The 26645-nt window shown below is 68.4% G+C and carries 22 protein-coding genes; 16 read left to right on the forward strand and 6 right to left on the reverse strand.

Annotation, left to right across the window (positions count from 1 at the left end):
- The first annotated feature begins 53 nt into the window (after positions 1 to 53).
- From tilS to OG326_RS04330, 3 genes are all read left to right on the forward strand, one after another.
- Entirely contained in the window at positions 54 to 1016 is a 963-nt protein-coding gene (tilS, locus tag OG326_RS04320; protein WP_327146366.1) for a tRNA lysidine(34) synthetase TilS, read from the forward strand.
- A 16-nt stretch (positions 1017 to 1032) separates the two neighbouring features.
- The gene (gene hpt, locus OG326_RS04325) at positions 1033 to 1587 is read left to right on the forward strand and encodes a hypoxanthine phosphoribosyltransferase (protein WP_327143328.1); all 555 of its coding nucleotides are present in this window, start codon (positions 1033 to 1035) and stop codon (positions 1585 to 1587) included.
- Positions 1588 to 1993: 406 nt separating this feature from the next.
- A complete protein-coding gene (locus OG326_RS04330; protein WP_327143329.1) occupies positions 1994 to 2881 on the forward strand; it encodes a LysR family transcriptional regulator in 888 nt (295 codons plus the stop codon).
- A 119-nt stretch (positions 2882 to 3000) separates the two neighbouring features.
- Here OG326_RS04330 and OG326_RS04335 read toward each other — a convergent pair whose 3' ends face one another.
- Positions 3001 to 4293 (reverse strand): amidase, encoded by a 1293-nt coding sequence (locus OG326_RS04335; protein ID WP_442791003.1) that lies wholly within the window; start codon positions 4291 to 4293, stop codon positions 3001 to 3003.
- A gap of 498 nt (positions 4294 to 4791) precedes the next feature.
- On the opposite strand from OG326_RS04335, the gene OG326_RS04340 reads away from it, so the two are divergent.
- The 3 genes from OG326_RS04340 (at position 4792) to OG326_RS04350 (ending at position 10608) form a co-directional block, all read left to right on the forward strand.
- Positions 4792 to 7470, forward strand: a complete 2679-nt coding sequence (locus tag OG326_RS04340; protein ID WP_327143331.1) for a serine/threonine-protein kinase — start codon at positions 4792 to 4794, stop codon at positions 7468 to 7470.
- A gap of 473 nt (positions 7471 to 7943) precedes the next feature.
- Positions 7944 to 9905 carry a serine/threonine protein kinase gene (locus OG326_RS04345; protein WP_442791004.1) on the forward strand — a complete coding sequence of 654 codons (1962 nt, stop codon included), beginning with the start codon at positions 7944 to 7946 and terminating at the stop codon, positions 9903 to 9905.
- A gap of 19 nt (positions 9906 to 9924) precedes the next feature.
- Positions 9925 to 10608, forward strand: coding sequence for a nucleoside/nucleotide kinase family protein (locus OG326_RS04350; protein WP_327143333.1), 684 nt, complete (start codon positions 9925 to 9927; stop codon positions 10606 to 10608).
- Here OG326_RS04350 and OG326_RS04355 read toward each other — a convergent pair.
- Positions 10605 to 11477, reverse strand: a complete 873-nt coding sequence (locus OG326_RS04355) for a PfkB family carbohydrate kinase (RefSeq protein ID WP_327143334.1) — start codon at positions 11475 to 11477, stop codon at positions 10605 to 10607. The genes OG326_RS04350 and OG326_RS04355 overlap by 4 nt on opposite strands.
- A 51-nt stretch (positions 11478 to 11528) precedes the next feature.
- Here OG326_RS04355 and OG326_RS04360 point away from each other — a divergent pair, with 51 nt between their 5' ends.
- The gene (locus OG326_RS04360) at positions 11529 to 12956 is read left to right on the forward strand and encodes a TerD family protein (protein ID WP_327143335.1); all 1428 of its coding nucleotides are present in this window, start codon (positions 11529 to 11531) and stop codon (positions 12954 to 12956) included.
- A gap of 69 nt (positions 12957 to 13025) precedes the next feature.
- Here OG326_RS04360 and OG326_RS04365 read toward each other — a convergent pair whose 3' ends face one another.
- Both OG326_RS04365 and OG326_RS04370 read right to left on the reverse strand, forming a co-directional pair.
- Positions 13026 to 13865, reverse strand: a complete 840-nt coding sequence (locus OG326_RS04365) for an SDR family oxidoreductase (RefSeq protein WP_327143336.1) — start codon at positions 13863 to 13865, stop codon at positions 13026 to 13028.
- A complete protein-coding gene (locus OG326_RS04370; protein ID WP_327143337.1) occupies positions 13865 to 15514 on the reverse strand; it encodes an aldehyde dehydrogenase family protein in 1650 nt (549 codons plus the stop codon). Before OG326_RS04370 ends, OG326_RS04365 begins: the two co-directional genes overlap by 1 nt.
- Before the next feature lie 174 nt (positions 15515 to 15688).
- On the opposite strand from OG326_RS04370, the gene OG326_RS04375 reads away from it, so the two are divergent.
- Positions 15689 to 16930: a PucR family transcriptional regulator gene (locus OG326_RS04375; protein WP_327143338.1), complete on the forward strand. Its 1242-nt coding sequence runs from the start codon at positions 15689 to 15691 to the stop codon at positions 16928 to 16930.
- 4 nt (positions 16931 to 16934) lie between these two features.
- Here OG326_RS04375 and OG326_RS04380 read toward each other — a convergent pair whose 3' ends face one another.
- Positions 16935 to 17210, reverse strand: coding sequence for a DUF2277 domain-containing protein (locus OG326_RS04380; protein WP_327143339.1), 276 nt, complete (start codon positions 17208 to 17210; stop codon positions 16935 to 16937).
- Positions 17211 to 17511: 301 nt separating this feature from the next.
- Here OG326_RS04380 and OG326_RS04385 point away from each other — a divergent pair, with 301 nt between their 5' ends.
- Complete coding sequence (locus OG326_RS04385; RefSeq protein WP_327143340.1) at positions 17512 to 18354, forward strand: DUF1266 domain-containing protein; 843 nt, start codon at positions 17512 to 17514, stop codon at positions 18352 to 18354.
- Between the two features lie 141 nt (positions 18355 to 18495).
- Here OG326_RS04385 and OG326_RS04390 read toward each other — a convergent pair whose 3' ends face one another.
- Positions 18496 to 19425, reverse strand: a complete 930-nt coding sequence (locus OG326_RS04390) for a hypothetical protein (RefSeq protein ID WP_327143341.1) — start codon at positions 19423 to 19425, stop codon at positions 18496 to 18498.
- Positions 19426 to 19730: 305 nt separating this feature from the next.
- Between OG326_RS04390 and ftsH the strand changes: the two genes are divergently transcribed.
- The 7 genes from ftsH (at position 19731) to OG326_RS04425 (ending at position 26553) form a co-directional block, all read left to right on the forward strand.
- Positions 19731 to 22106: an ATP-dependent zinc metalloprotease FtsH gene (ftsH, locus tag OG326_RS04395; RefSeq protein WP_327143342.1), complete on the forward strand. Its 2376-nt coding sequence runs from the start codon at positions 19731 to 19733 to the stop codon at positions 22104 to 22106.
- Positions 22107 to 22240: 134 nt separating this feature from the next.
- Positions 22241 to 22861 (forward strand): GTP cyclohydrolase I FolE, encoded by a 621-nt coding sequence (folE, locus tag OG326_RS04400; protein ID WP_327143343.1) that lies wholly within the window; start codon positions 22241 to 22243, stop codon positions 22859 to 22861.
- An 11-nt stretch (positions 22862 to 22872) separates the two neighbouring features.
- On the forward strand, positions 22873 to 23835 hold the full coding sequence (gene folP / locus OG326_RS04405; protein WP_442791005.1) for a dihydropteroate synthase: 963 nt from the start codon (positions 22873 to 22875) through the stop codon (positions 23833 to 23835).
- On the forward strand, positions 23832 to 24221 hold the full coding sequence (folB, locus tag OG326_RS04410; protein ID WP_327143344.1) for a dihydroneopterin aldolase: 390 nt from the start codon (positions 23832 to 23834) through the stop codon (positions 24219 to 24221). The genes folP and folB overlap by 4 nt, the downstream gene beginning before the upstream one ends.
- 2 nt (positions 24222 to 24223) lie before the next feature.
- Entirely contained in the window at positions 24224 to 24760 is a 537-nt protein-coding gene (gene folK / locus OG326_RS04415) for a 2-amino-4-hydroxy-6-hydroxymethyldihydropteridine diphosphokinase (RefSeq protein ID WP_327143345.1), read from the forward strand.
- Entirely contained in the window at positions 24757 to 25227 is a 471-nt protein-coding gene (locus OG326_RS04420; protein WP_327143346.1) for a DUF3180 domain-containing protein, read from the forward strand. The genes folK and OG326_RS04420 overlap by 4 nt, the downstream gene beginning before the upstream one ends.
- A 198-nt stretch (positions 25228 to 25425) precedes the next feature.
- Positions 25426 to 26553: a DUF6779 domain-containing protein gene (locus tag OG326_RS04425; protein WP_327143347.1), complete on the forward strand. Its 1128-nt coding sequence runs from the start codon at positions 25426 to 25428 to the stop codon at positions 26551 to 26553.
- Positions 26554 to 26645 lie beyond the last annotated feature (92 nt).

Consider the following 26645-nt stretch of genomic DNA (forward strand, 5'->3'; position numbering starts at 1 on the left):
ATCGGGGCGTGAACTCTCGTCCTCGGCTGCCTGAGACGCGTGCGGCGCTGGAAATGCGTCATGCCGTGCGGGATTGGCTGAGCCGGTATGCCCCGGTGGGGGTGGCGGCGATCGGACTGTCGGGCGGGGCGGACTCGCTGGCATTGACCGCTGCCGCCGTGGCGGAGGCCGAGGCCGTGGATGCCCTTGTCGTGGATCACCGATTGCAGGACGGGTCGGGCGCTGTGGCGGCGGAGGCTGCCGCCACAGCGCTGCGTCTGGGCTGCCGCACGGCACGGGTGCTTGCCGTCGAGGTCGGGAGTGCCGGTGGCATCGAGGCGGCGGCCCGGCGGGCGCGCTATGCGGCGCTGGACGAGGCTCGGGACGGGCTGCCCGTACTGCTCGGGCACACCCTCGACGATCAGGCCGAAACCGTGCTGCTCGGATTGGCGCGCGGGTCCGGCGGCCGCTCGATCCAGGGCATGACGGAGTTCGCCGAACCGTGGGGCCGGCCGCTGCTGGGCGTGCGGCGCGAGGTGACCCGGCAGTTGTGCGCGGAGCTCGGGCTGACGCCCTGGGAGGACCCGCACAACAGCGCGCCGGAGTTCACCCGGGTCCGGCTGCGCACCGAGGTGCTGCCGCTGCTGGAGGAGGTGCTCGGCGGGGGAGTGGCGGCCGCACTCGCGCGCACCGCGGCCCAGCTGCGGGAGGACGGCGCAGCTCTGGATGCGATCGCCGAGAATTTGCTGGAGGCGGCCCGTGATGGCAGTGGGCTGATGCTCGAGACGCTCGCCACTGCCGAGCCCGCGCTGCGGCGGCGCGTCATTCGCGCCTGGCTGCTCGGCGGCGGCGCAAAATCATTGACCGACAGCAATTTACGAGCGGTGGAGGCGCTGGTCACCGACTGGCATGGGCAGGGCGGGGTCGCGGTGTCCGGTTCGGTCACCGGGACCAGGTTGGTTGCCGCGCGTGAACATGGCAGGCTCATACTGGGCTCGGACCACGGCGAATCTGATCGGGGTCGACATCATCACTGAAGGGAAACCAGCGGACGTGTACGGGGATGACATCGCGTCAGTGCTGATCAGCGAAGACCAGATCGCGGAAAAGATCGACGAGCTGGCCGCCTTGGTCGCCAAGCGTTATCCCGCCGATTCCCCCGAGGGTGATCTGCTGCTGGTGGGTGTGCTCAAGGGCGCCATCTTCTTCATGACCGATCTGGCCAAGAAGCTGACCGTGCCCACCCAGATGGAGTTCATGGCGGTCTCGTCCTACGGGTCCTCCACCTCGTCCTCGGGCGTGGTGCGGATCATGAAGGATCTGGACAAGGACATCGCCGGGCGCAATGTGCTGATCGTCGAGGACATCATCGACTCCGGTCTGACGCTGTCCTGGCTGCTGCGCAATCTCTCCAGCCGCAATCCGGCCTCGCTCGAGGTCGTGACGCTGCTGCGCAAGCCGGACGCACTGCGCACCCAGGTGGACGTGATGGCGGTCGGTTTCGATATCCCGAACGAGTTCGTTGTCGGATACGGCCTCGACTATGCCGAGCGGTACCGCGATCTGCCCTATATCGGCACCCTGGACCCGAAGGTCTACGGCGGCTAGAAACTCTCCGCGGCGGCCGCTTCCGGCGCCTGGAATCGATCTTCGCGGCCGAGCCGCCTGCCCATCGGGCGGGCGGCTTTTGCCTTGATGTGAGGAAACTCACTCCGTCTCGGAGGTTAGCGCGCGGACGGTAGCCAGGTGCTGTTGCTGGGTGTCGGCGGTGGAGTCGCGCCGGTCGGCGGGGGTGTGTAGCGTGCTTTGTGTTACTGCTGGTCACATGTCCGTATGGATTCCGGGGTCGCTCACAAGGCGCAATGGCCAGGAGTTCGCGGTGCCGGTTACCGGAATGTTTCGGGCTGGACCTATGCTGTCTGTAACAAACCTGACGGCTGTTTTCCGCTTCTCATTCAAACTTTTGGGTCGGATACCGCTGGTAATTCAAGACCGATTCTGATAGCAAGGGGCTATGGACCCGCATTTGCGCGACCTGCGGTATTTCGTCGCCGTCGCTGAGGAACTGCATTTCACCAACGCCGCCCAGCGGTTGCACATCGCACAGCCGACGCTGTCCCGGCAGATTCGGCAGCTGGAGCGTCAGCTCGACGTGGTCCTGTTCGACCGCAATCAGCGCAGTGTGGCACTGACTGTCGCAGGCAAAGAACTGCTCGAGGGCGCCCGGCGCATCCTCGAGCTCTGGGAGGTCACCAACGTGGCCCTGCAGGAGGCCGGTGAGGTGCTGCGCGTAGGCATCCAGTCCTCCATCGGGCGCGGGCTGATCACGGATCTGGAGAGCGCCAGCGGGCATCGGCTCGCCCTGCACTCCGCGTCCTGGACCGACCCGTCCAGTGGCCTGGCGGGCCGCCAGGCGGATCTGGCGCTCATGTGGCTGCCGGTACCCGATACCGGCCGCTACCGCTGGCAGGTGTTGCGTACCGAGCCACGGTGGGTGCTGCTGCCGGAGAACCACGCACTGGCCAACCAGGAGACCATCGAATTCGCGGATCTCGCCGACGAAGCCTTCGTCGCGATGCCCGCCGAAGCCGGTGCGGCCCGCGACTTCTGGCTCGGCGCCGACGCCCGCGGCGGTCGCCAGGCCAAGATCGGCGCGGAAGCGGCCACCGCCGAGGAGCGCCTCGAGGCGGTCTCCCTCGGACTCGGTGTCTGCCTGCTCGCCGAGAACAATGTGCCGATGTACCGCTGGCCCGGCCTGACCGCACGACCCGTCTCCGGACTGGCGCCGTGCGAACTCGCCGTCGCCTGGCGTGCCGACGATGATCGCCCGACCATCCTCGAGTTCGCGGCCCGCGTACTCGAAGGCGGTTTCGCCGATCGGGAGCCGGTCGCCGCACAGTAGCGACCGAGCCCGAGCGGGCGGCGGCAATGAGTCGGAGGCAATGCCGCCACCGTGAGGGCAACAGCGACAGAGGCAGTCCCGCCTGAGCCGGCGGGACTGCCTCTGTCGTCTGCGGATGCTTATGCGCCGGCGGCCGCCTGCGCGGGCGCGGTGCGCTGCCACGGTTGTGCGGCTTCCAGCTGAGCTGCCAGCTCGAGCAGCGTGCCCTCGCTTCCGGGCGGGCCCGCCAGCTGCGCCGCCAAGGGCGTGCCGGTGCGCGGGTGCACACCCATCGGCACCGAGATGGCGGGCCAGCCGACCAGATTCCACAGCGGTGTGAACGGTGAGAACCGCACGCTGGCAGCAACATTGGCCAGCCACGGCCGGGAATGCCAGCGGCGGGCCCGGGGCGGCGGCCCCGCGAGCGTGGGGGTGATGACCAGGTCGTAGCGCTCGAAGTAATCGAGCAGGCGGGCCTCCACCCGATCCACCTGGGCCGGGCGCAGGAAGCCGGATTTCAGCACCAGCCTGCCCAGCGCCACATGGGTGCGGGTGCGGCGCTGCAGCAGCGCCGGATGCGGGACGACGTCGGCCTCACGCGCGGCATTGGCCAGCCAGCGCAGCGCGAGCGCGAAAGTCGCACCCTGATAGGGGAGTTCGGCCACACCGATGGTGTGCCCGGCGAGCGACGCGGCGGAGGCGGCGCGATCGGCGGCGGCGATCCAGGCGCGATCCACCCGGGACAGCGCGATCGGCGGCGCGGTCGCCAGGCCGATGCGCAGCGTCTTGGGCGAACCCAGTTCGGCGAGCGCGGGACGGTCCGCGAGCACCGACAACATCAGCGCGGCATCCGCGACAGTGGTTGCCAGCACCCCGTTTTCGGTCATGCCGCCCCATGAATCCACGCCGACGTCGGCGGGCACCAGACCGCGGCCGGGCTTCATGCCGACCACACCGCAGCAGGCGGCGGGAATGCGCACCGAACCCAGGCCGTCGTTGCCGTGCGCGACCGCGAGCATGCCGGAGCCGACCGCGGCGCCGGAACCGCCCGACGAACCGCCCGCGCTGAAGCGGGGATTCCAGGGACTGCGGGTAATGCGATCCGGGGTATCGGTCACACCCCAGAGACCGAATTCGGGAACCGTGGTGAGGCCGACGACGACCGCGCCGGCCGACCGTAGTCGGCGCACGATCACATGGTCGGCGGCGGCGGGCGCGTCCGTGCCCGCCCGCGAACCGGCCCGGGTCACCTCGCCCTCCACATCGATATTGTTCTTCACCGCGACCGGCACCCCGGCCAGCGGCAGCACATCCAGATCCGGGCGCTCGGCCAGCGCGCGCGCCTCGGCGCGGGCGGCATCGTCGCGAACCACGCTGAAGGCGTGCAGTTTCCGGTCCTGCGCGTGAATACGGCCCAGGGCCTGTTCGATCATCTGTTCGGCGGTCACCGAACCGTTCTGCACGGCGGCGGCGATGCCGATCGCGGTCGTGGTGTCCAGCGGCGGGAGGGAGTCCAGCGCGGTATCGGCCGCATCCGACTCTGCGGGGTCCGGCGCGCCCGAATCCGGGAGGGCCGGTGCGACCGAGTCATCGGGGGCTGCGTAGACCGAATCCGCGGGGACCGCTGCGGCGAGAGCCGGGGAATCGAGGACTTCGGGGGCCGGGGCGAGGGGGTCGGCGGGGAGGGGGGAGGTCGAGCCGGTGTCGTTCTTATCGGTCTTATCGTTCGCATTCACTGCTGCCTCGCTCACCGCGGTGAGCCCCGCTAGCGCGGTGCCCTCGTCGTACATGCTGGTGTTCCCCCGTCGCCTCGAGTTCGAAATCGGGTGATCCGCTGTTCAGCCGCAAGTTATCATTCCGGCAATTGCTCGGGGATGATGATGTCGGGTGTGGCGGATTATTATCCGTACTCGAGCCAGAGGGATGCGGACATGGCTTCAGGTTCCGAGCAGCGCTCCGGCCGTCACTCGGCCGGAACGGAATTCAGTGTGATCGCGGCCTTCACCGCGGCCTGGGGCGCGGGCGCCGCGCCGCCGGAGATCGCCGATTTCCTGCCCGATGCCAGCGCCCTGCGCCGCGCCGCGCTGCTGGACCTGATCCGGGTGGATATGCGCCACCGCTGGCTGCGCCGGCCGGGCGCGACGCCCGATCGGCAGCCCAAACGGCTCACCGAATACTGTGCGGCCTTCCCCGAACTCACACCGGCGGATCTGCCCGCCGGGCTGGTGTACGAGGAATTCGTCATTCGCCGCCACAGCGGCGCCCGCGTGGACCCGCGCGACTGCCTGCGCGAATATCCGGATCAGGCGTCCGAACTGCGGGAACTGCTCAATGCCGATGACGAGGACCAGAGCACGCGGCGTGCGGCCCTGGAGGAATCCACCCGGGCCGGCCTCGGCGATTCCGCGTCGGAGGAGGAGACGGCGGCGGGCGGGGACGAGTCCACCCGTGCGGGGGCGCCGTCCGAGGAATTCACCCGGGCCGCGCAGGTGCTCGACGAGCTCACCCGCGCCGCCGGGGACGATTTCGGCGAATCCACCTTCATCGGCCGTCCACTCGATGAATCCAGCCGGGGCACAGGGGAATTCGGTGAATCGACACGCGCCGGGAATCCGCTCGACGGGGACAGCACACGGGTTCCGGAACCCGGCGAACTCACCCAGCACACCGATGCCGCGCAGCCGACCCTGCAACCGGAGGACGACACCCGCGCCACCGGCGGCGGTCTCAGCGCACCCGAAACCGGGGAACTGCTCGACCGTATCGAAATCGGCCAGAGCATAGACGATTTCGATCTGCTCACGCAGTTGGGCAGCGGCGCCTTCGCGCGGGTGTTCCTGGCGCGGCAGCGGTCGCTGCAGCGGCTGGTGGCGGTGAAGGTGTCGGCCGATCACGGGACCGAACCGCAGACGCTCGCGCAGCTCGATCACGACTACATCGTGCGGGTGTTCGATCAGCGGATCATCTCCGGTATCCGCACCGAATCCGGGCGGCGGCTGCGGCTGCTGTACATGCAGTTCCTGCCCGGCGGCACCCTGCTCGGGGTGCTGCGCTGGGTGCGCGCCACCCCGAACGCCGAACGCAGCGGGCAATTGCTGCTCGACGCCGTCGACGCCGCCATGGAGGAGAAGGGCGAGATCCGGCCCACCGACTCCAGTGTGCGCGCCGAGCTCGCCGGGCTGGATTGGCCGGAAACCGTTGCCTGGCTGGGCCGTAGGCTCGCCGAAGCGCTCGACTACGCCGACGGGCACGGGGTGCTGCACCGCGATGTGAAGCCCGCCAATGTGCTGCTCTCCGCCGAGGCCGTGCCGAAACTGGCCGATTTCAATATCAGCTTCAGCCGCAATCTCGACGATGCCAGCCCGGTGGCCTACTTCGGCGGATCGCTGTCCTATATGTCGCCGGAACAGCTGGAGGCCTGTCACCCGGGGCGCGCTCGCGCCGCCGCCGACCTGGACACCCGCGCCGACATCTTCTCGCTCGGCGTGGTGCTGTGGGAATTGCTCACCGGCGCAAAACCATTCGACGATTCCACCGCCGGACCCGGCGACCACGGCGACCGCACCACCCTGGAGGCCATGCTGGACCGCAGGCGCGGCGGGGTCGATGCGGCAGCGCTGGAACGGGTGCCCGGCGACTGCTCGGCCGCACTGCGGCGGGTGCTGCTCACCTGCCTCGCGGCCGATCGCGAGGACCGCTGGAGCAGTGGCGCGCTGCTCGCCGCCCAGCTGGAGATGTGCCTGGACGAACGCGCCCGCAATCTGGTCGACCCGCCGCCGCACAGTTGGCGGATGCGGTTGCGGCCGTGGCTGATTCCACTGGTGACCATTGCCGTCGCGATCCCGAACCTGATCGCCACCGTGTACAACATCATGCACAACAACACGCTGATCATCGACCGCCTCCCGGCCGATGCCCAGCACACGTTCACGCTCGTCACCGCGACGGTGAACGCGCTGTTCTATCCGGTCGGCATCGCACTGATCATCTACCTGTGCCGGTACGTGATCTCGGTGCCGCGCGGTCTGCGCAAGGGCCGGGTCTACGATCCGGAGACGCTGCGGCGGGCCCGCGCCGATGTCCTGCTGTGCGGGGAACGCATTTCGTTCGTGGTGTTCTCGGCGTGGGTGCTGGCGGGCATCACCTTTCCGGTCGCCCTGCGCCTGGCCACCGGTGAGATACCGACCCGCGGCATGGTGCACTTCGTGGTGTCGATCGTGGTGTGCGGCGCCATGGCCGTCGCGTATCCGTTCTTCCTGGTGACCTTCTATCTGGTGCGCTGCATCTATCCGATATTCCTGCGGCACGGCGATATCAGCGCCGAGGATGCGGTCTGGCTGCGCCGGCTGGGCCGCCGCTGCACCACGTATCTGGCGGTGGCGGCCTCGGTGCCGCTGCTCGCCGTGGCGGGCGTGACCTTCCTGCCGCCCACCGACATTCCGCTCGTGATCGTCGCGGTGCGGGTGCTCAGTGTCGGCGGGATCGTGGCATTCGTGGGCGTATATGTGCTGTTCCGGGCCCTCGAGGCCGATCTGCAGGCGCTGGAGCGCGTGGTGGCGCCGGGGCATCGGGTGCATCATGCCGGGGAACCGACGGGTACCGGATCGTGAACGAGTCTCCGGGACTGGCGGTCTCGCGTTTCGCCGCCGACTGGGAGTCCACGCTGCGCGGTGACCGCGAGGCGCCGCCGCGACTGGAAGGGTATGTGCCCGAAGGCCGGGCGCTGCGGCTGGACGTCCTCACCACGCTGGTGCGCATCGATATGCGGCAGCGGTGGCGGCGGGCCGGGCTGGAAAAGCGAATCGCGGACTACCACAGCGAATTTCCCGAACTCGGCGACAGCCCGGAGTTCGCCGATCTGGTGTGCGAGGAGTACCAGGTCCGCAGCCGCTACCGGCCCCTGGACATCGACGCCTTCACCGCCGAATACCCGGAGGTCGCAGGTGAGATCCGCCGCCGCTTCGCCGACGGCGACAGTTCGGCCCCGACCCCGGCCCCCACCCTCCCGGAGGGCATCGAAATCGGCCGCAGCCTGGACGATTTCGACCTGCTCACCGATCTGGGCGGCGCCGAGAACAGTCGCATGTTCCTGGCCCGCCAGCGCTCCATGCAGCGCCTGGTCGCCGTCCGCGTCGAACCCGGCGGCGACAGCGACGCCCCCACCGTCGCCCAACTCGACCACCACTACATTGTCCGCGTCTTCGATCAGCGTCTCATCGCCGACGGCAGCACCGGAAAACCCTTGCGCCTGTTGTACATGCAGTACCTCCCCGGCGGCACCGCCGAAGGCGTCTTCACCCTCCTGCGCGCCCAGCGTGCAGCAGCGCACTCCGGTCCAGCGGCGTCTGCGGCTGCGAAGACGCCTGGAGCTGCGGAAGACGCGGGCGCCGATTCGGAGTCCGAAACCCCCGGGGAGGATCGTGTCGAAGCTGCCCAGGCCGCCGGCGGGCGCGGGATCGGCGTGGACGCCGGAGACGGTGCGGGCGAGGCAGATTCGGCGGACGCTCCCATTCGTGCCGACGCGGGTGTCGGTGCGGCGGCGCGGGGGACGGCGTTCGGTGGTGGGCTGCTGCTGCGGGCGGTGGATGCGGCCATGGAGGAGCGGGGGGAGATTCGGCCGGCGGATTCCCGGGTGCGGCGGGATATTTCGGCGCTGAGCTGGCCGGAGACGGTGGCGTGGGTGGGGCGGCGGTTGGCGGAGGCGCTCGATCATGCCGAGCGGCACGGGGTGCTGCATCACGATATTCGGCCCGGCAATGTGCTTTTCACGGCGGAAGGCGTGCCGAAGCTGGCGGATTTCGCGCTCGGGGCGCTGTATTGGAATACCGGGCTGCCCGGGGCCGCGGGCGTGACGGCCGACGATCCGGCCGGGCTGCGCTGGCGGTCGCCGGAGGCGCTCGCGGCCCGGCTCGATCCCACCGCGGCGCTGCCCGATACGCGCAGCGATATCTATTCGCTCGCCGTGCTGCTGTGGGAAATGCTCACCGGCACAGCACCCTTCGATGATCCGGCGCCGGACGGGGCGCCGGGGCACGAGGTGGTGACCGGCATGCTGGCGCGACGGCAGGCGGGCGTCCCGGAGTCCGCGCTCGGCGCACTGCCCGCGGACACCCCGGCCGCGCTCCGGCGCGTACTGCTGGAATGCCTGCACCCCGAACCCGAGCACCGCTGGCAGAACGGCGCGGACCTGGCCGGACAGCTGGATCTGTGCCTGGACTCCCGCGCCCGCGACCTGGTGGACCCGCCGCCGCAGAGCCTGCGCGTGCGGGCCCGGCGCTGGCCGGTGCTCATCGCGGCCGTCTGCGTCGGGCTGCCGAACGCGCTGGCGAGCATGTACAACATCCGGCTCAATCAGAGTCTCATCGTGGACCGGATGCCGGTCGCGGATCAGCACCGCTTCGAGACGGTCGCGCTGGTGAACAATGCCATCGCCTTCCCGCTCGCCGCGCTGCTGCTGTTCTGGCTGGCCCGCCGGCCGCTCACCGTGTCCTACCGGCTGGCGCACGGCCGCCGGTACAGCGCCGCCGAACTGGCGCGGGCCCGCTCCGACACCCTGCTGATCGGGGAGCGAGCGGTGTGGGTGCCGTTCGCGGCCTGGATGATCGCCGGGGTGGTGTGGCCGCTGGCGCTGTCGGCCGCGGGGGCGCATCTGCCGCGGCACACCTTCGCGCATTTCCTCGCGGCCCAACTGGTCTGTGCGGCTATCGCTTTGGCGTATCCGTATTTTCTGATCACGGTGTATTCGGTGCGCTCGCTGTATCCGCAGCTGCTGGCGCGCGGTGCGGTGGGCGCGGCCGACCGGCGGCAACTCACGGCGCTGGCCCGGCGCAGCAGCGTGTATCTGGCCGCGGCGGCCTCGGTGCCCCTGCTCGGCGTGGCCACCGCGACCTTCGTCTCACCGGTGGATCTGGAACTGGTGATCGTGCCCGTGCGGTGGTTGAGCGTGGGCGGCATCCTGGCCTTCGTGCTCTCCTACCGGCTGTTCCGGGTACTCGAAGAGGACCTGCGGGCACTGGTGCGCGCCATACCCCGGGGCGCCCCGTGATTACGTAAGGTTGGCCCCCGTGAACCGCGGCAGTGTCGAAACTTCCCTGGCGGAACTCGCGGCGCGTATCCGGCGGCGGGCGGACGGTTTTCCCGGCCGGTTCGTCCTCGGGATCGCCGGGCCGCCCGGTGCGGGCAAATCCACTCTCGCCCGCGGCATTCGGGATGAACTCAATCTGGCGGCGGGCGAGGCGATCGCCGAAGTCGCGCCCATGGACGGCTTCCACCTCACCAATGCGCAATTGGTCGCGCTCGGGGATATGGGACGCAAGGGTGAACCCGACACCTTCGACGCCGGGGCGTACGTCGACCTGCTGCGGACACTGCGCGGCACGCCCCTCGGCAGGCCGGTGCCCTGGCCCACCTACAGCCGTGAAACCCACGAACCCGTCCCCGGCGGCGTCGTTTTCGACCGGCAGACCATCGCCATCACCGAGGGCAACTATCTGCTGCTCGACGACGACATCAGCCCCGGCTGGTCCGCCGTCCGGCCGCTGCTCGACGAGACCTGGTACCTGGACGTCCCGCGCCCGGTCATCGAACAGCGACTGCTGCGCAGGCATATTCGCGGCGGCCGCACCCCGGAAGCGGCGAAAACAAAAGTCGCGCAGAGTGATCTGGTCAATGCGCGGCTCGTGGAGGGCACCCGGCTGCGCGCCGATCTGGTGCTGCGCAAAGCCGGGCGGGCCTACCGCATCGTCTAGCGGCGCATCCAGGCGCGCGTGCCCGCCGAAGCGCAGGACCGGGCGGCCACCTCCGCCGCATGCCGCAGTGCGAGCGGGAAAGGCTCACCCGCGGTGTGGAAGTGGCAGAACGCGCCGTGCAGGATATCGCCCGCGCCGAGCGTATCCACCGCCTCGGTCGCCGGGACCGCGATCGTGCCGCGTTCGCCCGGCATCGAGTACGTGATCGGTTGTGCGCCATGGGTGATCGCGACCTGCGGTACGCCGGCGCCGTGCAGGTGGTCGAATACCGCATCATCCGAATCCGCCGGCACCCCGGGCGGTGTGAAGGCGGCTGAACAGATGGCGATATCGACCAGCGGTAGTAGATCGCTGTGCACCTCGCGCCAGCGTCCGGCATCCAGCACCACCGGTACGCCTGCCCGGCGCGCCGCCGCCGCGAGCCGCAGTGCGGGCTCGGCATAGTGCCCGTCCACCAGCACCACCGCCGCACTGTGCAGGTGTTCGGCGGCGGTGCTGTCGAACGGAGCGTGCACCCGGGAACCGTCCAGCGACACGATGGTGCGGGTGGCCGCGGCAGTGGCGACAATGATCGAGGACACCGGCGGCTGCTGATCACCATCGGGGGTGAGATCGGTGATCCCCACCCCGTGCAATGCCAGATCACCGCGAATCAGTTCCGCCAGTGGATGTTTGCCGAGCGCGGTCACCAGCGTCGGCACCCGGCCGGACAGGAACGCGTACGCCACCGCCGCATTGGCGGCCGGCCCGCCCGCGCCGAGGAACAGTTCATCGGCCTGCGTCTTGCTGTCCTCGGCCGGATACCGCTGTACGGCATAGGCGAGATCGAGCGTCGACAGTCCGGCGAACACCGCTCCGTTGTTGTTCATTCGCCGACGATACGGGGCTACCGTTAAGGAAACGGGGAGATAAGGCAGACAATGGAATTGACCAAGGGCGCGAACGCGCCGATCGATACCGACGAGGTCGTCGTCGAGGTCACCGCGTCGGCGCCGGTGGATGTGGCGGCGCTGCTGCTCACCGCCGCGGGAAAAGTCCGCTCCGACAACGATTTCATCTTCTACAACCAGCCGAACGGGCCGGGCGTGACCGCACAACCGCCCAATACCATCCGGATCGCCACCGGTCAGGTGCCCGCCGAAATCGACAAGGTGGTGGTCACCGCCAGTCTGGACGGTTCCGGGCCCGCCAACTGGGGCACCGCCGGGCGGCTGAGCGTCGCCCTCATCGACCCGCGGCGGCACACCACCCTGGCCACCTTCGCCCCCGCCGATCTGACCACCGAAACCGCCTTGATCGCGGTGGAACTGTATCGGCGGCAAGGTGTCTGGAAGGTGCGCGCGGTCGGTCAGGGATATGCCGATGGACTCGCGGGCATTGCCACCGATTTCGGGATCACCGTCGACGACGAGCCGCAACCCCTCCCGCAGGCCGCGCCCGCGCCGCCGATGGTTCCGCAGCCGATGCCGCCGACCGCCTCGCCGCCGTATCGACCGGCCGCGCCGTATCAGCAGCCGCCCTATCAGCCGCCGGCGTCGTACGGGCAGTCCCAGACTTATCCACAGTCGATGTCCCCACCACCGGTGTCCTACCCACAACCGCCAAGTTATCCACAGCCTGCGGGTTATCCACAGCCGATATCCCCACCTGCGGCGGCTTACTCACAGCCGCCGAGTTATCCACAGCCACCGTCGTATCAGCCGCCGCCACCGCCCGGTGCGCCGCCCGCCCCCGCACCGCCACCCAGGTTCGGCGAGTCGACGGTGAATCTGGACAAGGGCCGGGTCTCGCTGAGCAAGGGCGAGACCGTCTCGCTCACCAAAAAGGGCGCGCCGTCGCTCACGCGGGTGCGCATGGCGCTCGGATGGGATCCGGCACGGCGCGGCAAATCCATCGATCTGGATGCCTCCGTGGTCGCCTACAACAAACGCGCCAAGGATCTCGGCAAGGTCTGGTTCGTGAAACTCACGGGATTCAAAGGGGCCATTCGGCATTCGGGCGATAATCTCACCGGCGCCGGAAAGGGCGACGACGAGGTGATCTCGGTGGACCTGTCGGCGCTGCCGCCCGATGTGTATGCGCTGGTATTCACCGTGAACTCGTACTCGGGCCAGAAATTCGACGAGATCAAGAGTGCGTTCTGCCGACTGGTGGACGACAATTCCGGCGCCGAACTGGTGCGTTTCGAATTATCGCGCGGCGAGGCGCGCACCGGCCTGTTCATGTGCATGCTCACCCGCAGCGCACAGGGCTGGAATATGACCGCCCTCGGCGAATACGGCGACGGCGCGACGGTCAGCAAAATGGTCGATCCGGGCAAGCGATTCGTGCTGGCCACCGTGCACTGATCCGGCACGCGAAATACGCGGGCCGCGAACGGATTTCCCCGTTCGCGGCCCGATCGTCGTGCGCGAGTCTCAGTTACCGGTCCCGCGCACCCGCGCTTCGTACGCCTTGCGGGCGTCGGAATCGACATCGTCGAGGAATGCGTTCTGCGCACCCAGCGCCCGCCCGATGGCATCGCCGACCGACTGCGGCAGCAGCCCGACCACCTGGGCGATGATCCCGGCCACCGCGGTCACCCGCGCCTTGGCCTTCGGTTCCACGATCAACTTGGCGATCGCGTCCGCGATCTCCTCCGGCTCGGCCGGGCGCAGCAGCTTGGGAGCCGTGACACCCGATCCCAGTTCGGTCTTCGTAAGCGTCGGCAGCACCGAGGAGAACTGCAATCCGGTGCCCCGGTACTCCTCCCGCGCCGTATCGGTGAAGCCCAGCACCGCGTGCTTGCTCGCGTTGTAGGTGGCCAGACCCGGAATATGGGTCTCACCCGCCAGCGACGCGATATTGATGACATGCCCGCGCCCGCGCGGCAGCATGCGCGCCAGCGCCAGCTTGGAACCGAGAATCACGCCGTACACATTGATATCGAGAATGCGCCGGGTGATCTGATCGGATTCGTCCACCACCCGCCCGGTCGGCATGATCCCCGCATTGTTGATGAGCACATCGATCGGCCCGAGCTGCTTCTCGACCTCGTCGAGGAACGCCTCGAAGGACTGCTGATCGGTGACATCGAGGCGGCCGTACACCTCGAAACCCTGTGCCGCACCGGACTCTTTGACACTGACCTCGTCGATATCGCCGATGGCGATCTTCGCGCCCAGCGCCTGCAGCGCCTTACCGGTGGCCAGGCCGATGCCGCGCGCACCGCCGGTGATCACCACGACCTTGCCGGTGATCGAACTGAAGTCGGTCACTACTTGGTCCCCTTCACGGTGTCGAACACTGCCTGCACGCTCAACCGGCGCAGCCCGCGCGCACCCGCGGCCCGCATGGCCGCCAGCGAGAACGCCAGCTTGGTCGGCGAATACGGGAACCACAGCAGCTCTTTGGTCTGCGTGGGCAGGATCGGCTTGGTGATGGCCTGCTGCCGGCAGTACTTGCGCACGCCGTTCGCACCACCCCAGCGCGCACCCACACCCGACAGCCCCCAGCCGCCCATGGGCAGCGCGAAGCTGAACATATTGGAGAACACATCGTTGATATTCACCGCGCCCGCATTCAGCTGGCGCGCAATGCGTTCCGCGCGATCCTTGTCGCCGCTCCACACCGAGGCGGAGAGACCGAAGATCGAATCATTGGCCAGCCGAACGGCTTCCGCCTCATCGGCGACCTTCATGACCGGAATCGTCGGGCCGAAGGTCTCCTCGGTCATACAGGTCATGGAGTGATCCACATCGGCCAGCACGGTCGGCTCGAACAGCGTGCCGACACCGGTGCGCTTACCGCCGGTGAGCAGCCGCGCGCCCTGCTTCACAGCCTCCTCGACATGCCGCTGCACGATATTCGCCTGCGCCTCGTTGGCCAGCGCGCCCATGTCGTACTTGGGTTCCCGGCCGTCGACGCCCTGGCGGACCTCCTTCACGGCGGCGGTCAGCTTCTTCAGGAATTCGTCGTAGACCGGGGCCTCGACGTACACCCGCTCCACCGAAATGCAGACCTGACCGGCATTGAACAGACCGCCGAAGGCGATGCCGTGCGCGGCCCGATCCAGATCCGCATCCGCGAGCACAATGGCCGGATCCTTACCGCCCAGCTCCAGGCTGTACGGAATCATGCGCTCGGTGCAGGCCGCGGCGATCTTGCGGCCGGTCGGCGTGGAGCCGGTGAACTGCACGTAATCGACGGTGGCGACCACGGCCGCACCCGTCTCGCCCGCACCGGTGACCACCTCCAGCACCGGCGGCGCACCGATCTCACGCCAGGCCCGGGCCAGCTCCATCGCCGACAGCGGTGTCACCTCGGAGGGTTTCAGAATGACGGCGGCGCCCGCGGCGAGCGCCGGGATCACATCGATGACCGGCATGGCCAGCGGGAAGTTCCACGGCGTGATGACACCGACGACCGGATACGGCCGGAACACCCGGGTCAGCGACTTCACCCGGGCGAGCGGGCTGTGCGGTGAAGGATGTTCGTCCGCAAGGAATTTCGCGGCCCGGCGGGCGTAATAGCCGGTGAGGTCGATGGAGAACGCCGGGTCGATGAGAGCGTCGATGCGCGCCTTGCCGGTCTCCGACTGCAGCACATCCGCCAGATGATCGGTGTTGTCGACGAACCAGTCCTGCAATTTCAGCAGCCACTCCTTGCGGCCGTCGGCCCCGATGGCCTCCCACTCGGGCTGATGCAGGCGCAATTGCGCGACCTTCGCGGCGACCGTCTCGGCCGAATCGATCGGCACCGTGCCCGCCAGCTCACCGGTCGCGGGATTGCGGACCTCGAACTCGGTCGGCGCGGCAGGCTGCGGGGCGGCCGCGGCGGCCGGTTTCGGTGCGGTTTTGGTTGCCGCGGGCTTCCGCGCCGCGGTCTTGCGGACGGTGCCCGTCTCGGCGGGTTCGGTATTGGTCACGATGTGCTCTCCCACGTGCGCTGCATTGCGAACCGGATCGGCTCTGTGAACTGTGCGACAACTCACTGAACTATGATCGTGACACAATTTCGGCAGCACATTCTTGGCCTCGGGGGTCAAGGATTCCGTGCGGTTTTGTACTTTGGAACCAAATTCTGGAGGTCCACCGTGGTTATGGCCGAGACCAGCCCGGTCGTGCGGCAGTGGATCGCCGACTTCGTCGCGGAAACCCTGCGCACCGAGACCCTGGAACAGGTCATCACCGACCTCGACAATGCCATCATCGTCCGCATTCCGGAACTGCGTGACCGGGATATGCGCCGCGATCTCGCCGCCAGCACCCGCGCCCACGCCTTCGAAGTACTCAGCGGGCTCACCCAGGATCGGTTCGACTACCCGGTCCCGGAGCAGGCGCACGCGTTCGCCCGGACCATCGCCCGCCGCGGTCACGATGTGCGCTTCCTGCTGCGGGTCTACCACGTCGGCCAGGAGGCCCTGCTCGAGTACATGACCGAGGTGGTCGGCCAGGGGCAACTGCCCGGCGGTATCGAAAGAGAGGTGCTGCTAAGGCTTTTCGACCGTTCCACCCGCTGGATCAGCACCTCGGTGGAGACCCTCACCGACACCTACATGCAGGAGCGGGAGAGCGGACTGCGCGCCGCCCTCAACCAGCGTGCGGAAATCGTGCGCGCCCTGCTGGACGGCGGCGACCTCGATATCGAACTCGCGTCGGCCCGGCTCGGATACCGGCTCGCGCAACGGCATCTCGCACTGGTGCTGTGGACCGAGGAGCGCCCCGGCCTGGCCCCGCCCGACGGCGTCGAGGATGCGGCCGGACTGCTGGATCGAGTGGCGACCCGGTGCGCGCTCGCGGTGGGCAACGGCAGCGTCCTGGCCGTCCCCTCCGGCGCCTCCGCGCTCTGGGCCTGGATCGGCCTCGACGACGACCTCCCGGACCCCGTGCTGGCCGACTGGCCGGTGGACGCGCCCGTCCGAGTGGCGGTCGGCATGCCCGCGGCGAACGTGACCGGATTCCGCGGCAGCCACCGCGAGGCGGTCGCCGCCCGGCAGGTCGCCGAACGCGCCCGGCCCGCCCTGCCGCGAGTCCTGCACTATCCGGAGATCGAAGTGGCCTATCTGGCCGGAACCGACGAGCTCGCCATGCGGGCGCTCATCGAACGGGAACTGGGCGCGCTCGCGGCGCCCGACGCGCACTCCGCACGCCTGCGCGAAACCCTGCACGCCTATTTGCGGGCGCGGCGCAGTCCGGATGCTGCCGCGAAACTACTGGGCGTGCACAAGAACACCGTGCGGTACCGAATTCAGCGCATAGAAGAACTACTCGGGCGCCCCCTCGAACAACGCGGCCCGCGCCTGGAAATCGCGCTCGACTGCGTCGCCGTCTACGGCGTCTAGCGGGCTAACTCGCATCCTCGTCGAGGGCGGCGCCCCGGGCGGCGATCCGGCGCAGCGGCGGCTCTGACTGCGGTGGCAGCTGGCGATCGGGCAACTCCGCCAGCAGCTGGGTGGTGGCTGCCGCAATGGCCTCCACCGCCTTGTCGACCGCTGGTTTCGTCGCCGTGGTCAAACCCGAGACGCCACTGACCTTGCGCACGAATTCCTGCGCCGCCGCGTAGATTTCCTGCTCCGTAGCGGCTGGCTCCAGCCCACGCAGGATGGTGATATTTCTACACATGGCCCAGAGAGTAGTCCCGATTCCATTGCATGACAGGGCAAGAATTCAGCGCAGCCAAAGATCGCACCCCGCCCCCCTCCGAGCGCAGCGAAGGCCGAAGCACCCGAACAACATCCACCCCAAGGTCGTGGCCCGCCCGGTTCTGGACTGACCGGAGCAATGCCGCGCAGCGGCGAGCGCAGGGAGGGAAGAACCGGGTAACAGGGCCACGACCCGCCGAAGCGAAGCGTAGGCAATTAGACACAGCACCCGCCGGAGCGAAGCGGAGGCAAATATGGCTGCGCTGAGACACAATCGAGGTATGCCCGCCCGCGACGTGCCCACGCTGACGACCTTCCCCTACCCGGAGCTCGACCAGCGCGAGGACGACCACTGGTCGGGCGCGCAGGTTTCCGACGACGAATTGCGCGCTCTGGCGCTGGGCGGTTTCTACTCCGCCCGCTGGGACGCCTTCCACGACGCCCTGCTGCTCGGCCCCGAACGCGAACATCCCCTCGGCGATCGCCGCGAACTCGCCATCGACACCCTCACCGGCGCCTGGGGCATCACCGACGGCACCGAGGCCATGGCATCCATGGAGCAACTGCTGGAGGGCATGCACTCGCCGCTCTACTCGCTGGTGCATCCGCTCGTCATGGCCGGGATCAACTCCCCTGAACGCGACCGCTTCGGCGAGCGCGCCGACCGGCATCGCGCCTTCCTGCGTCAGGTCGGCTCGTTCCGCGGGATGGAGAATCCCGAAGCCCTGGTCCGCGATTACGACATCTGGTCCCAGGCCATCAAACTCGGCCTCACCGAACATCTGGTCCGCCCGCTGCCCACCGATATCCAAGCCTGGGATCTCGCCCGCGTGGTCGCGGTGAGCCGCATGGCCTATACGGCCGGCTATCTGGAAGCGAACGTCGCCTGGGACTACCTCATGCGCGCCCTGCCGCTCGCACAGCGCAAATACCGCAACTGGCGGCAATTCGGTGATGCCTACCTGGCCGGCTGGACCTACTGGCAGGCCTGCGAGGACCTCGCCGAACTCAAATCCGGCGGCGTCGACCGCCGCATGGAACTCCTGCGCCTCTGGATGCGACCGACCAGCCCCTGGCGCCGCATCGAACTGCAGGCGGAGGAAGTGCCGGAGCCCGAGGACTAGACCGTATCGGGGCCGACCACCGAAGACCCCCCGGGGGCCGAATCCCATTGTCCCCTCAGGGGTTTGGGGCTTGGCCCCCAAACTGTTCTTCGGGGGTCTCGGGGCGAAGCCCCTGAGTTTCTCGCGCCTGAAAGCGCGTACTCAATCCGGAAGGGATCGGAGAATTCCGCGGCCGTAGCGCTGGAATTGCGCATCGTCGACCATGGCGAGGGAATGCCGTTCCACCAGCAGTTCCCACTCCGAATACAGCTTCTGCACACCGGGATCGGCGGGACCGGCCGCCCCGTCCGCGGATTCGCGCTGGATCGCGAAATTCAGCGCACCGGTGACACGTTCGATATCGGCATGATCCGCGGCGGTGAAATGCCAGGTCAGATTGCCGTCATTGACCTCGACGCCGAATTCGCCCGGTATCGCCACCGTGGTGGACGCCTCGTCCGCGGTGCGTGCCCACAGCAGGGCCGCGATGGGTAGCTCGTGCGCGAAACGCTTACTCGCGCCGAGCGAGACGAAAATCATCCGGGTGGTGGTGATGGCAAGCAGCCCGGCGCCTTTCGCCGCGGGCGGCTGCGCGCTGACGATCGCCGATTCCAGCACGAACTCGTCGGGCGTGACGTAGCGGTGCAGGGCGGCGATGGCCGTTTTGGCATCCCGCTTGGGCGTCATGCGCCGCACCGCGCGGTCCACATCGGCGCGGGTGGGGCCGCCGCGACCCCAGGAGGGTGTGGGCGGAGTCAGATCGGGAGCGGCCACATCCAGGCGCTGCGTGCCCAGGATCTGATTGTTGATCCGCTGCACGATGACGGTGGCGGCGGGCACATCGTGCTCGGCGATGAGAACGGGAAGCGGCGTCCGGTCGGCCGGGACGCCGGTGAGAACCGGGGTGGGATAGCGGAGATAGATCTCGATCACGACCGCATCATCCGCGCGGCGATTCAACCGCACCTTGAGAAGCTCGGCGACCGGGACGTCGAGTACTCGCTCGCCGTCCGTTCCGGGGCGCAGCACCGTCAGACGCCCGTTGCCGTGCCGCACAATCGCTGTGGGTGTCCGTAGCTCGACTATGTCCATACCCCCTGCGCTCTGTTGTGTCGTCGCTCACGATTGGACGACCATGCCATCATTGTGACCACTCGGTCCGACACCAGGGGGTGATCGATCCGACGTGTTGCCGCAGTTGGTCGGGGAACCACCTGCGTTCTTTAGCCGTTTACCTGTTGAACTGCACTAGCTGGCGAACTGCGCGATGTATCGACTAGACCGTACGCGGTAACGTGGCATGTCCGCATCCGTTCGTCGGAACGGGCGCGCCACGAACGCATCGCAGGCAAACCGGATACACCCCCCGGAAAGGACTGGCCGTCGGCCGACGCTCTATGAACCGCAAGACTGTGTTCCGCAACCTGGCCATAGTCGCGGGCTTCCTGCTCGTGATCTACCTGGTCAGCTACTTCAGCAACGACACGCGCGGCTGGAAGAGCGTCGACACGTCGGTGGCGCTCTCTCAGCTTCAAGACAAGTCCAACGTCGACTCGGTTCAGATCGACGATAAAGAGCAGCAGCTGCGCATCACGCTGAAGAACGGCAATGATGCCACCGGCGGTGACAAGAAGATCATCGCGAAGTATCCCGGCGGCGGTGAGATCTCTCAACAGGTCTTCCAAGCCGCACAGAATTCGGGTGCGAAGGTCAACACTTCCGTCAAACAGGATTCCTGGCTGAGCCAGATTCTCCTGTTCATGCTGCCCATGGTGATTTTGCTGGGCTTGTTCATCTTCGTGATGTCCCGCATGCAGGGCGGTGGCCGCGGCGGCATGATGGGCTTCGGTAAATCGAAGGCCAAACAGCTGTCGAAAGATATGCCCAAGACCACCTTCGGTGATGTCGCGGGCGCCGACGAGGCCGTCGAAGAGCTCTACGAAATCAAGGACTTCCTGCAGCAGCCGGCCCGCTACCAGGCCCTCGGCGCGAAAATCCCGAAGGGTGTGCTGCTCTACGGCCCGCCCGGCACCGGTAAGACCCTGTTGGCCCGTGCGGTCGCGGGTGAGGCCGGTGTCCCGTTCTTCACCATCTCCGGTTCGGACTTCGTCGAGATGTTCGTCGGTGTCGGCGCCTCCCGGGTGCGCGACCTGTTCGAGCAGGCCAAGCAGAATGCCCCCTGCATTATTTTCGTCGACGAGATCGACGCGGTCGGCCGCCAGCGCGGCGCCGGCCTCGGCGGTGGCCACGACGAACGTGAGCAGACGCTGAATCAGCTGCTGGTCGAGATGGACGGCTTCGGTGAGCGCACCGGTGTCATCATCATCGCCGCGACCAACCGGCCCGACATCCTGGATCCGGCGCTGCTGCGTCCGGGCCGCTTCGATCGTCAGATCCCGGTCAGCAATCCGGATCTCGCAGGTCGCCGCGCGATCCTGCGGGTGCATTCGGCCGGTAAGCCGGTCGCGCCCGATGCCGATCTGGACGGTCTGGCCAAGCGCACGGTCGGCATGTCCGGCGCTGATCTGGCGAACGTGCTCAACGAGGCCGCGCTGTTGACGGCCCGCGAGCACGGGACCGTCATCACCGGCGCGTCGCTCGAGGAGTCGGTGGATCGCGTGATCGGCGGCCCGCGCCGCAAATCCCGCATCATCAGCGAGCACGAGAAGAAGATCACCGCGTACCACGAGGCCGGGCACACCCTGGCCGCCTGGGCGATGCCCGATATCGAGCCGGTCTACAAGGTCACCATCCTGGCCCGCGGTCGCACCGGCGGCCACGCCATGACGGTGCCCGAGGACGACAAGGGCCTGATGACGCGCTCGGAGATGATCGCCCGCCTGGTCATGGCCATGGGTGGTCGCGCGGCCGAGGAACTGGTGTTCCACGAGCCGACCACCGGTGCGTCCTCGGATATCGACCAGGCCACCAAGATCGCGAAGGCGATGGTCACCGAGTACGGCATGAGTGCCCGCCTCGGTGCGGTGCGCTACGGCGAGGAGCAGGGCGACCCGTTCCTGGGCCGGTCCATGGGCACCAACTCGAACTATTCGCACGAGGTGGCCCGCGAGATCGACGAGGAGGTGCGCAACCTCATCGAGGCCGCGCACACCGAGGCGTGGGCGGTGCTCAACGATTACCGCGATGAGCTCGACGCCCTCGCCACCGCACTGCTCGAGCGCGAGACCCTGCACCGCAAGGATCTCGAGGTTGTGCTCGCCACCATCGAAAAGCGGCCGCGCATCACCGCTTTCAACGATTTCGGTGGACGCACCCCCTCGGACCGCCCGCCGGTGAAGACTCCGCGCGAGCTGGCCACCGAACGCGGCGAGCCGTGGCCGGAGGAGCCGGTGCGCCCGGTCGTTCCGGTCGGGCAGCCCGCCAACGGTTATCCGGCGGATCCGAGCTATCCGGCCGCGCAACCGCAGTACGGCGGTTATCCGGCCGCGCCCGCACCGGTGGGCTATCCGCTGCCGCAGCAACCGCGGCACGGTGGCACGCACGGTTCGCGTCCGGATTACGGCGCTCCGGCCGGTTGGTCGGCGCCGGGCTGGCCTCCGCAGGAGGACGACCCGCAGGCGCAGCAGGGTGGCGGCGCACAGCAGCCGCGGCAGGCCTACGGCGGCTGGGCTCCGGCCGGCGGGCAGCGGTATCAGCCCGGGCAGCCGGGGTACTCGCAGCCGGGCTACGGCCAGCCGGAGTACCCGTCCGGGCAGCAGCCTGCTGCCGAGGACGAGAACAGCGAATGGGACGGACCGAACGGGCGTCGCTGATCGCGGCCCCGATACGATCCGAAGGTTCGGGTCAGGCCCGTTTGCGGGCGGAATGTAATCCGCCCGCAAACGGGTTGTACAGCCGCGAACACGCCGCGCTCGCAGGTGCGGCAATTCAATACAGGAGGTGTCGATTGTCGGCCAACAGCCGTGTCGTCTCCGGCCCGATCGCACTCGATACCGGCCGGCCGTTCGATCAGGCGCGGGCAGAGGCTGCCGTTCGCGAACTGCTGATCGCGGTGGGCGAGAATCCGGATCGGCCCGGATTGGCGGAGACCCCCGCGCGCGTCGCGCGGGCCTACAGCGAGATGTTCGCCGGTCTCTACACCGAACCGGACTCGGTGCTCAACACCACGTTCGACGAGGGGCATCAGGAACTGGTGCTGGTGCGCGACATCCCCATGTTCTCCACCTGTGAGCATCATCTGGTGGCCTTCCACGGGGTGGCGCACGTCGGCTACATCCCGGGTGCGCACGGCCGGGTGACCGGACTGTCCAAGCTGGCCCGCCTGGTGGATCTCTACGCCAAGCGCCCGCAGGTGCAGGAGCGGCTCACCAGTCAGGTCGCCGATGCCATCATGCGCAAGCTGGATCCGCGCGGCGCGATCGTCGTGATCGAGGCCGAGCATCTGTGCATGGCGATGCGCGGTATCCGTAAGCCCGGCGCCAGTACCACCACCTCGGCGGTGCGCGGGCTGCTGCAGACCAATGCGTCCTCGCGCTCCGAGGCCCTGGACCTCATTCTGCGGAAGTGAGCGCTCCTACCATGACCGAAAGCGGTTCGCGGGGGGCACAACTGGTGGTTCCCCGTGGCGGCCGCTCCTGCGTCGTGATGGGTGTCGTGAACGTCACCGCGGATTCGTTCTCCGACGGCGGCCGCTACCTGGATGTGGGTGCGGCCGTCGCGCACGGCCGGCGGCTCTACGACATGGGCGCCGACATCATCGATGTCGGCGGTGAATCCACCCGGCCCGGCGCCACCCGCGTGGATCCGGACACCGAGGCGGAGCGGGTGACCCCGGTGATTCGCGAGCTGGTGTCGCTCGGGGTGCCGACCAGCGTGGACACCATGCGCGCCCGGGTGGCCGAGGCCGCCGTCGCGGCCGGGGCGTCCGTGGTGAACGACGTCTCCGGTGGTCGCGCCGATGCCGATATGGCGAAAGTTGTTGCCGCGGCCGGTGTTCCGTGGATTCTCATGCACTGGCGGGCCGGGGCGAACTATCACCACACCGGCGCTGCCGACCATTACGAGAATGTGGTCACCGAGGTGCTCGCGGAATTGCGCGCGCAGGTCGATCTGGCCGTCGCGGCCGGGGTCGATCCGGGCAAGCTGGTGCTGGATCCGGGCCTGGGTTTCGCCAAGAACGCCGGCCACAATTGGGAATTGCTCGGTGCGCTACCGCAATTCGTGGCGACCGGCCTGCCGATCCTGATCGGCGCCTCACGCAAACGCTTCCTGGGATCGCTGCTGGCCGACGCCGATACGCCGCGTCCGCCCGACGGCCGGGAGGTCGCCACCGCCACTATTTCCGCCCTGACCGCCGAGCACGGCGGCTGGGGTGTGCGGGTGCACGATGTGCGCGCCTCGCTCGATGCGATCGCGGTCAACGATGCCTGGCGCAATGCTGCCCGACGGGCGGCGGCGCGCAATCCGGTGGACAGATGGACATGGACGAATCCCCGGTCCGCGTCCGGCGGGCCGGGAAGTGCACAGGGAGAACAACTGTGAGCACCGATCGGATCGAACTGCGCGGACTGCGCGTCTTCGGCCACCACGGCGTCTTCGACTTCGAGAAGCGGGACGGCCAGGAGTTCCTGGTGGACGTGACGCTCTGGACGGATTTCTCGGCCGCCGTGAAATCCGATGACGTCGCCGACACCGTGCACTACGGCGAACTGGCCGATCAGGTGGTGCGAATCGTCTCGGGCGAACCGCGGGATCTGATCGAGACGGTGGTGTCCGAGATCGCCGACGAGGTGATGAACGACCCGCGAATTCAGGCTGTGGAAGTGGTGCTGCACAAGCCTTCCGCACCGATTCCGCATACCTTCGAGGATGTCCGGGTGGTCACGTCCCGTCGCCGGACGGGGCTCGAGCAAAGCGTGGAGGAGTAGCGGTGAGCCGGGTAGTCCTGTCGATCGGATCGAACCTCGGTGATCGGCTCGCGCATCTGCGCAGCGTGATCGAGGCGCTGCGGCCGCGCCTGCTGGCGGTGTCCTCGGTGTACTCGACGCCGCCGTGGGGCGGTGTGCCGCAGCAGGACTACCTGAATGCCGTACTGATCGCCGAGGATCCGAATCTGGAGCCCAGTGATTGGCTGCGGGTGGGCCAGGAGCTGGAGCAGGCCGCCGAGCGGGTGCGTGAGGTTCGCTGGGGCGCACGCACTCTCGATGTGGATATCGTCTGGGCCGCGCAGCACCGCCGCGACGGTGAGGTGCCCTGCCGCAGTGCCGACCCGACCCTGACGCTGCCGCACCCGCAGGCGCAGCATCGCGCCTTCGTCCTGGTGCCGTGGCTGGAGGTGGAGCCCGAGGCCGCGCTGGAGGTGACCGCCGGTGTCCCGCAGCTGCTGCGCGAGCTGCTCGCCGCACTGGATGCCGCCGAGGTCGACGGGGTGCGCCGCACCGAGCACACGCTGGGCTGGCCCGCGTGAAGCCGACTCGCATCCTGGATCTGTGTGCGAATGTGGCGCTGGCGGCCGTGGTCGCCTGGATCGCGACCAATGTGGCGTATTCGAGCTTTCCGCCCATCTCGGTGTTCTCGGGGGCGTCGCTGCTGCCGGTGGCCGTGCTGGAGGTGGTGCTGGCGTTCGTGATTCGGTCCCGGGTGGAGAACCGGGGGATCGGGCCGGGATCGGGGCAGTTGCATCCGATCACGGCGGCACGGGCGGTGGCCCTGGCGAAGGCCTCGGGGCAGGTGGGGTCGCTGGTGGGCGGTATCTGGCTGGGTTTCCTGATCTGGCTGCTGCCGCAGCGCCCGGAAATACGGGCGGCGGCCTCGGACACGCCCGGTGCGGTCGTCGGCCTGATCGCGGGTCTGGTGCTGGTCGCGGCGGCGCTGTGGCTGGAATATTGCTGTCGGGCGCCGATCGATCCGCCCGATGAGGCAGCTACCTCATAGTTAACATATTGCCGAGGATGATCGGCAAGGTTGAAGCCGTACCGACCAGTTCAAGCTATGTTGGTGGACATGGTTTCACCCTCCCGGAGCAGCTCTTCCCGTCGACGACGGGAGGACGCGGGAAAATTCTTCACCGGCGTTCTGCTTCTTCTCGGTCTGGTTGCCAGTGTTTTCCTGGTCTTCAGCGACAACGTCCACATGATCCGTGTGGGCCTGGTTGCGGCGCTCTGGGCGGCCGCCATCGGGGCCCTCGCCGCGACCCGTTATCGCAGGGAGTCGGCTACGGACAAGGCGAAAGTGGGTGACCTCCAGAAGGTCTACCAACTCCAGCTGGAACGTGAGGTTGCTGCGCGCCGCGAATACGAACTCGGCGTCGAAACCCGGGTCCGCCGAGAAGTGGGCGCGGACTCGGAGGAGATGGCCGCGCTGCGCGTCGAATTGACCGTGCTGCGCGAGAGCCTGCAGCGACTCTTCGACGGCGACCTGCCCTACGAGCGGCCCGCCCTGCGTGCGGATGCCGTCCGGGTCCAGGAATTGCCCAGTGCGGACAATAAGATTCCCGGTCCGTCGGCGAACGGTAACTGGGAGAACACCCGCGACTGGGATCCGTGGTCGACGCCCGCCGATCCGGTGGAGCAGGACCCGCGCAGCCGCATCACCCCGGTCTTCGACGCCGATCATCCCGAGCCCCCGGCCTTCGCCAGTCCCTTCGACGATCCGGTGACGGCGGAGACCTCGATCGTCACTCCGGAGGCCCTGGAGCGCATGCGCATCCCGCATCACCCGGCCGACCGCACCCGCGATTACGAACCACCGCACGACTTCGAGCACCTGCGGCCCTTCGAGGACGATCTCTCCGGCTCCGCCGCGAAAGCCGAAGCCGAGCAGGATGATTCGCGGGAGGACACCGATGCCGTCCGCACGGCCGCCGATGCGCTGCGCGCCGGTTCCGGCGTCAACGGGCAGCGTCCGGACCCTGCGAGCGCGGCCACGGACAAGCGCACCGAACCGCTCACCACCCTCGGTCAGGAACAGCCGGCGCAGGTCGCGTGGTTCGAGACCGATCTCGGCGCCGCGGCCAATGCCCCGGTGCCGCCGACGGGACCGCCCGCGAATGCCGCCGCGCAGCCGGCCGCCGACGCGCAGGCCGCGCCCGCCGAGCCCGCGCCCGCGCGATTGGCGCAGCCCACACCGCCCGCGGCGCCCATCGGCACCGCGAGCGCGCGGCGCCGCCGCCGGTCCGACGACGATGCGGGCAGCGATGCCACGCGCCGGCTGTCGGTCGCGGAGATCATGGCCAATCTGCGTTCCGAGGGTGATCGGTAGGGGTGCTGTAAGACATCCCACACCCGGTGGCCCCGGCGTATCGGGGCCGATATTCTCGGGCCGTAACGTCCGGTACCCGCCATGCGGGACTG

Source organism: Nocardia sp. NBC_01327, from assembly GCF_035958815.1.
Taxonomy (GTDB): Bacteria; Actinomycetota; Actinomycetes; order Mycobacteriales; family Mycobacteriaceae; genus Nocardia.

Coding starts and splice junctions, on each gene's coding strand:
- tilS (WP_327146366.1), top strand. CDS start 54: ATGCGTCATGCCGTGCGGGATTGGCTGAGCCGGTATGCCCCGGTGGGG.
- OG326_RS04340 (WP_327143331.1), top strand. CDS start 4,792: ATGGCTTCAGGTTCCGAGCAGCGCTCCGGCCGTCACTCGGCCGGAACG.
- ftsH (WP_327143342.1), top strand. CDS start 19,731: ATGAACCGCAAGACTGTGTTCCGCAACCTGGCCATAGTCGCGGGCTTC.
- OG326_RS04345 (WP_442791004.1), top strand. CDS start 7,944: ATGTTCCTGGCCCGCCAGCGCTCCATGCAGCGCCTGGTCGCCGTCCGC.
- OG326_RS04380 (WP_327143339.1), bottom strand. CDS start 17,210: ATGTGTAGAAATATCACCATCCTGCGTGGGCTGGAGCCAGCCGCTACG.
- OG326_RS04425 (WP_327143347.1), top strand. CDS start 25,426: ATGATCCGTGTGGGCCTGGTTGCGGCGCTCTGGGCGGCCGCCATCGGG.
- OG326_RS04360 (WP_327143335.1), top strand. CDS start 11,529: ATGGAATTGACCAAGGGCGCGAACGCGCCGATCGATACCGACGAGGTC.
- OG326_RS04355 (WP_327143334.1), bottom strand. CDS start 11,477: ATGAACAACAACGGAGCGGTGTTCGCCGGACTGTCGACGCTCGATCTC.
- OG326_RS04390 (WP_327143341.1), bottom strand. CDS start 19,425: ATGGACATAGTCGAGCTACGGACACCCACAGCGATTGTGCGGCACGGC.
- OG326_RS04385 (WP_327143340.1), top strand. CDS start 17,512: ATGCCCGCCCGCGACGTGCCCACGCTGACGACCTTCCCCTACCCGGAG.
- OG326_RS04375 (WP_327143338.1), top strand. CDS start 15,689: ATGGCCGAGACCAGCCCGGTCGTGCGGCAGTGGATCGCCGACTTCGTC.
- folP (WP_442791005.1), top strand. CDS start 22,873: ATGACCGAAAGCGGTTCGCGGGGGGCACAACTGGTGGTTCCCCGTGGC.
- OG326_RS04335 (WP_442791003.1), bottom strand. CDS start 4,293: ATGATCGAACAGGCCCTGGGCCGTATTCACGCGCAGGACCGGAAACTG.
- OG326_RS04330 (WP_327143329.1), top strand. CDS start 1,994: ATGGACCCGCATTTGCGCGACCTGCGGTATTTCGTCGCCGTCGCTGAG.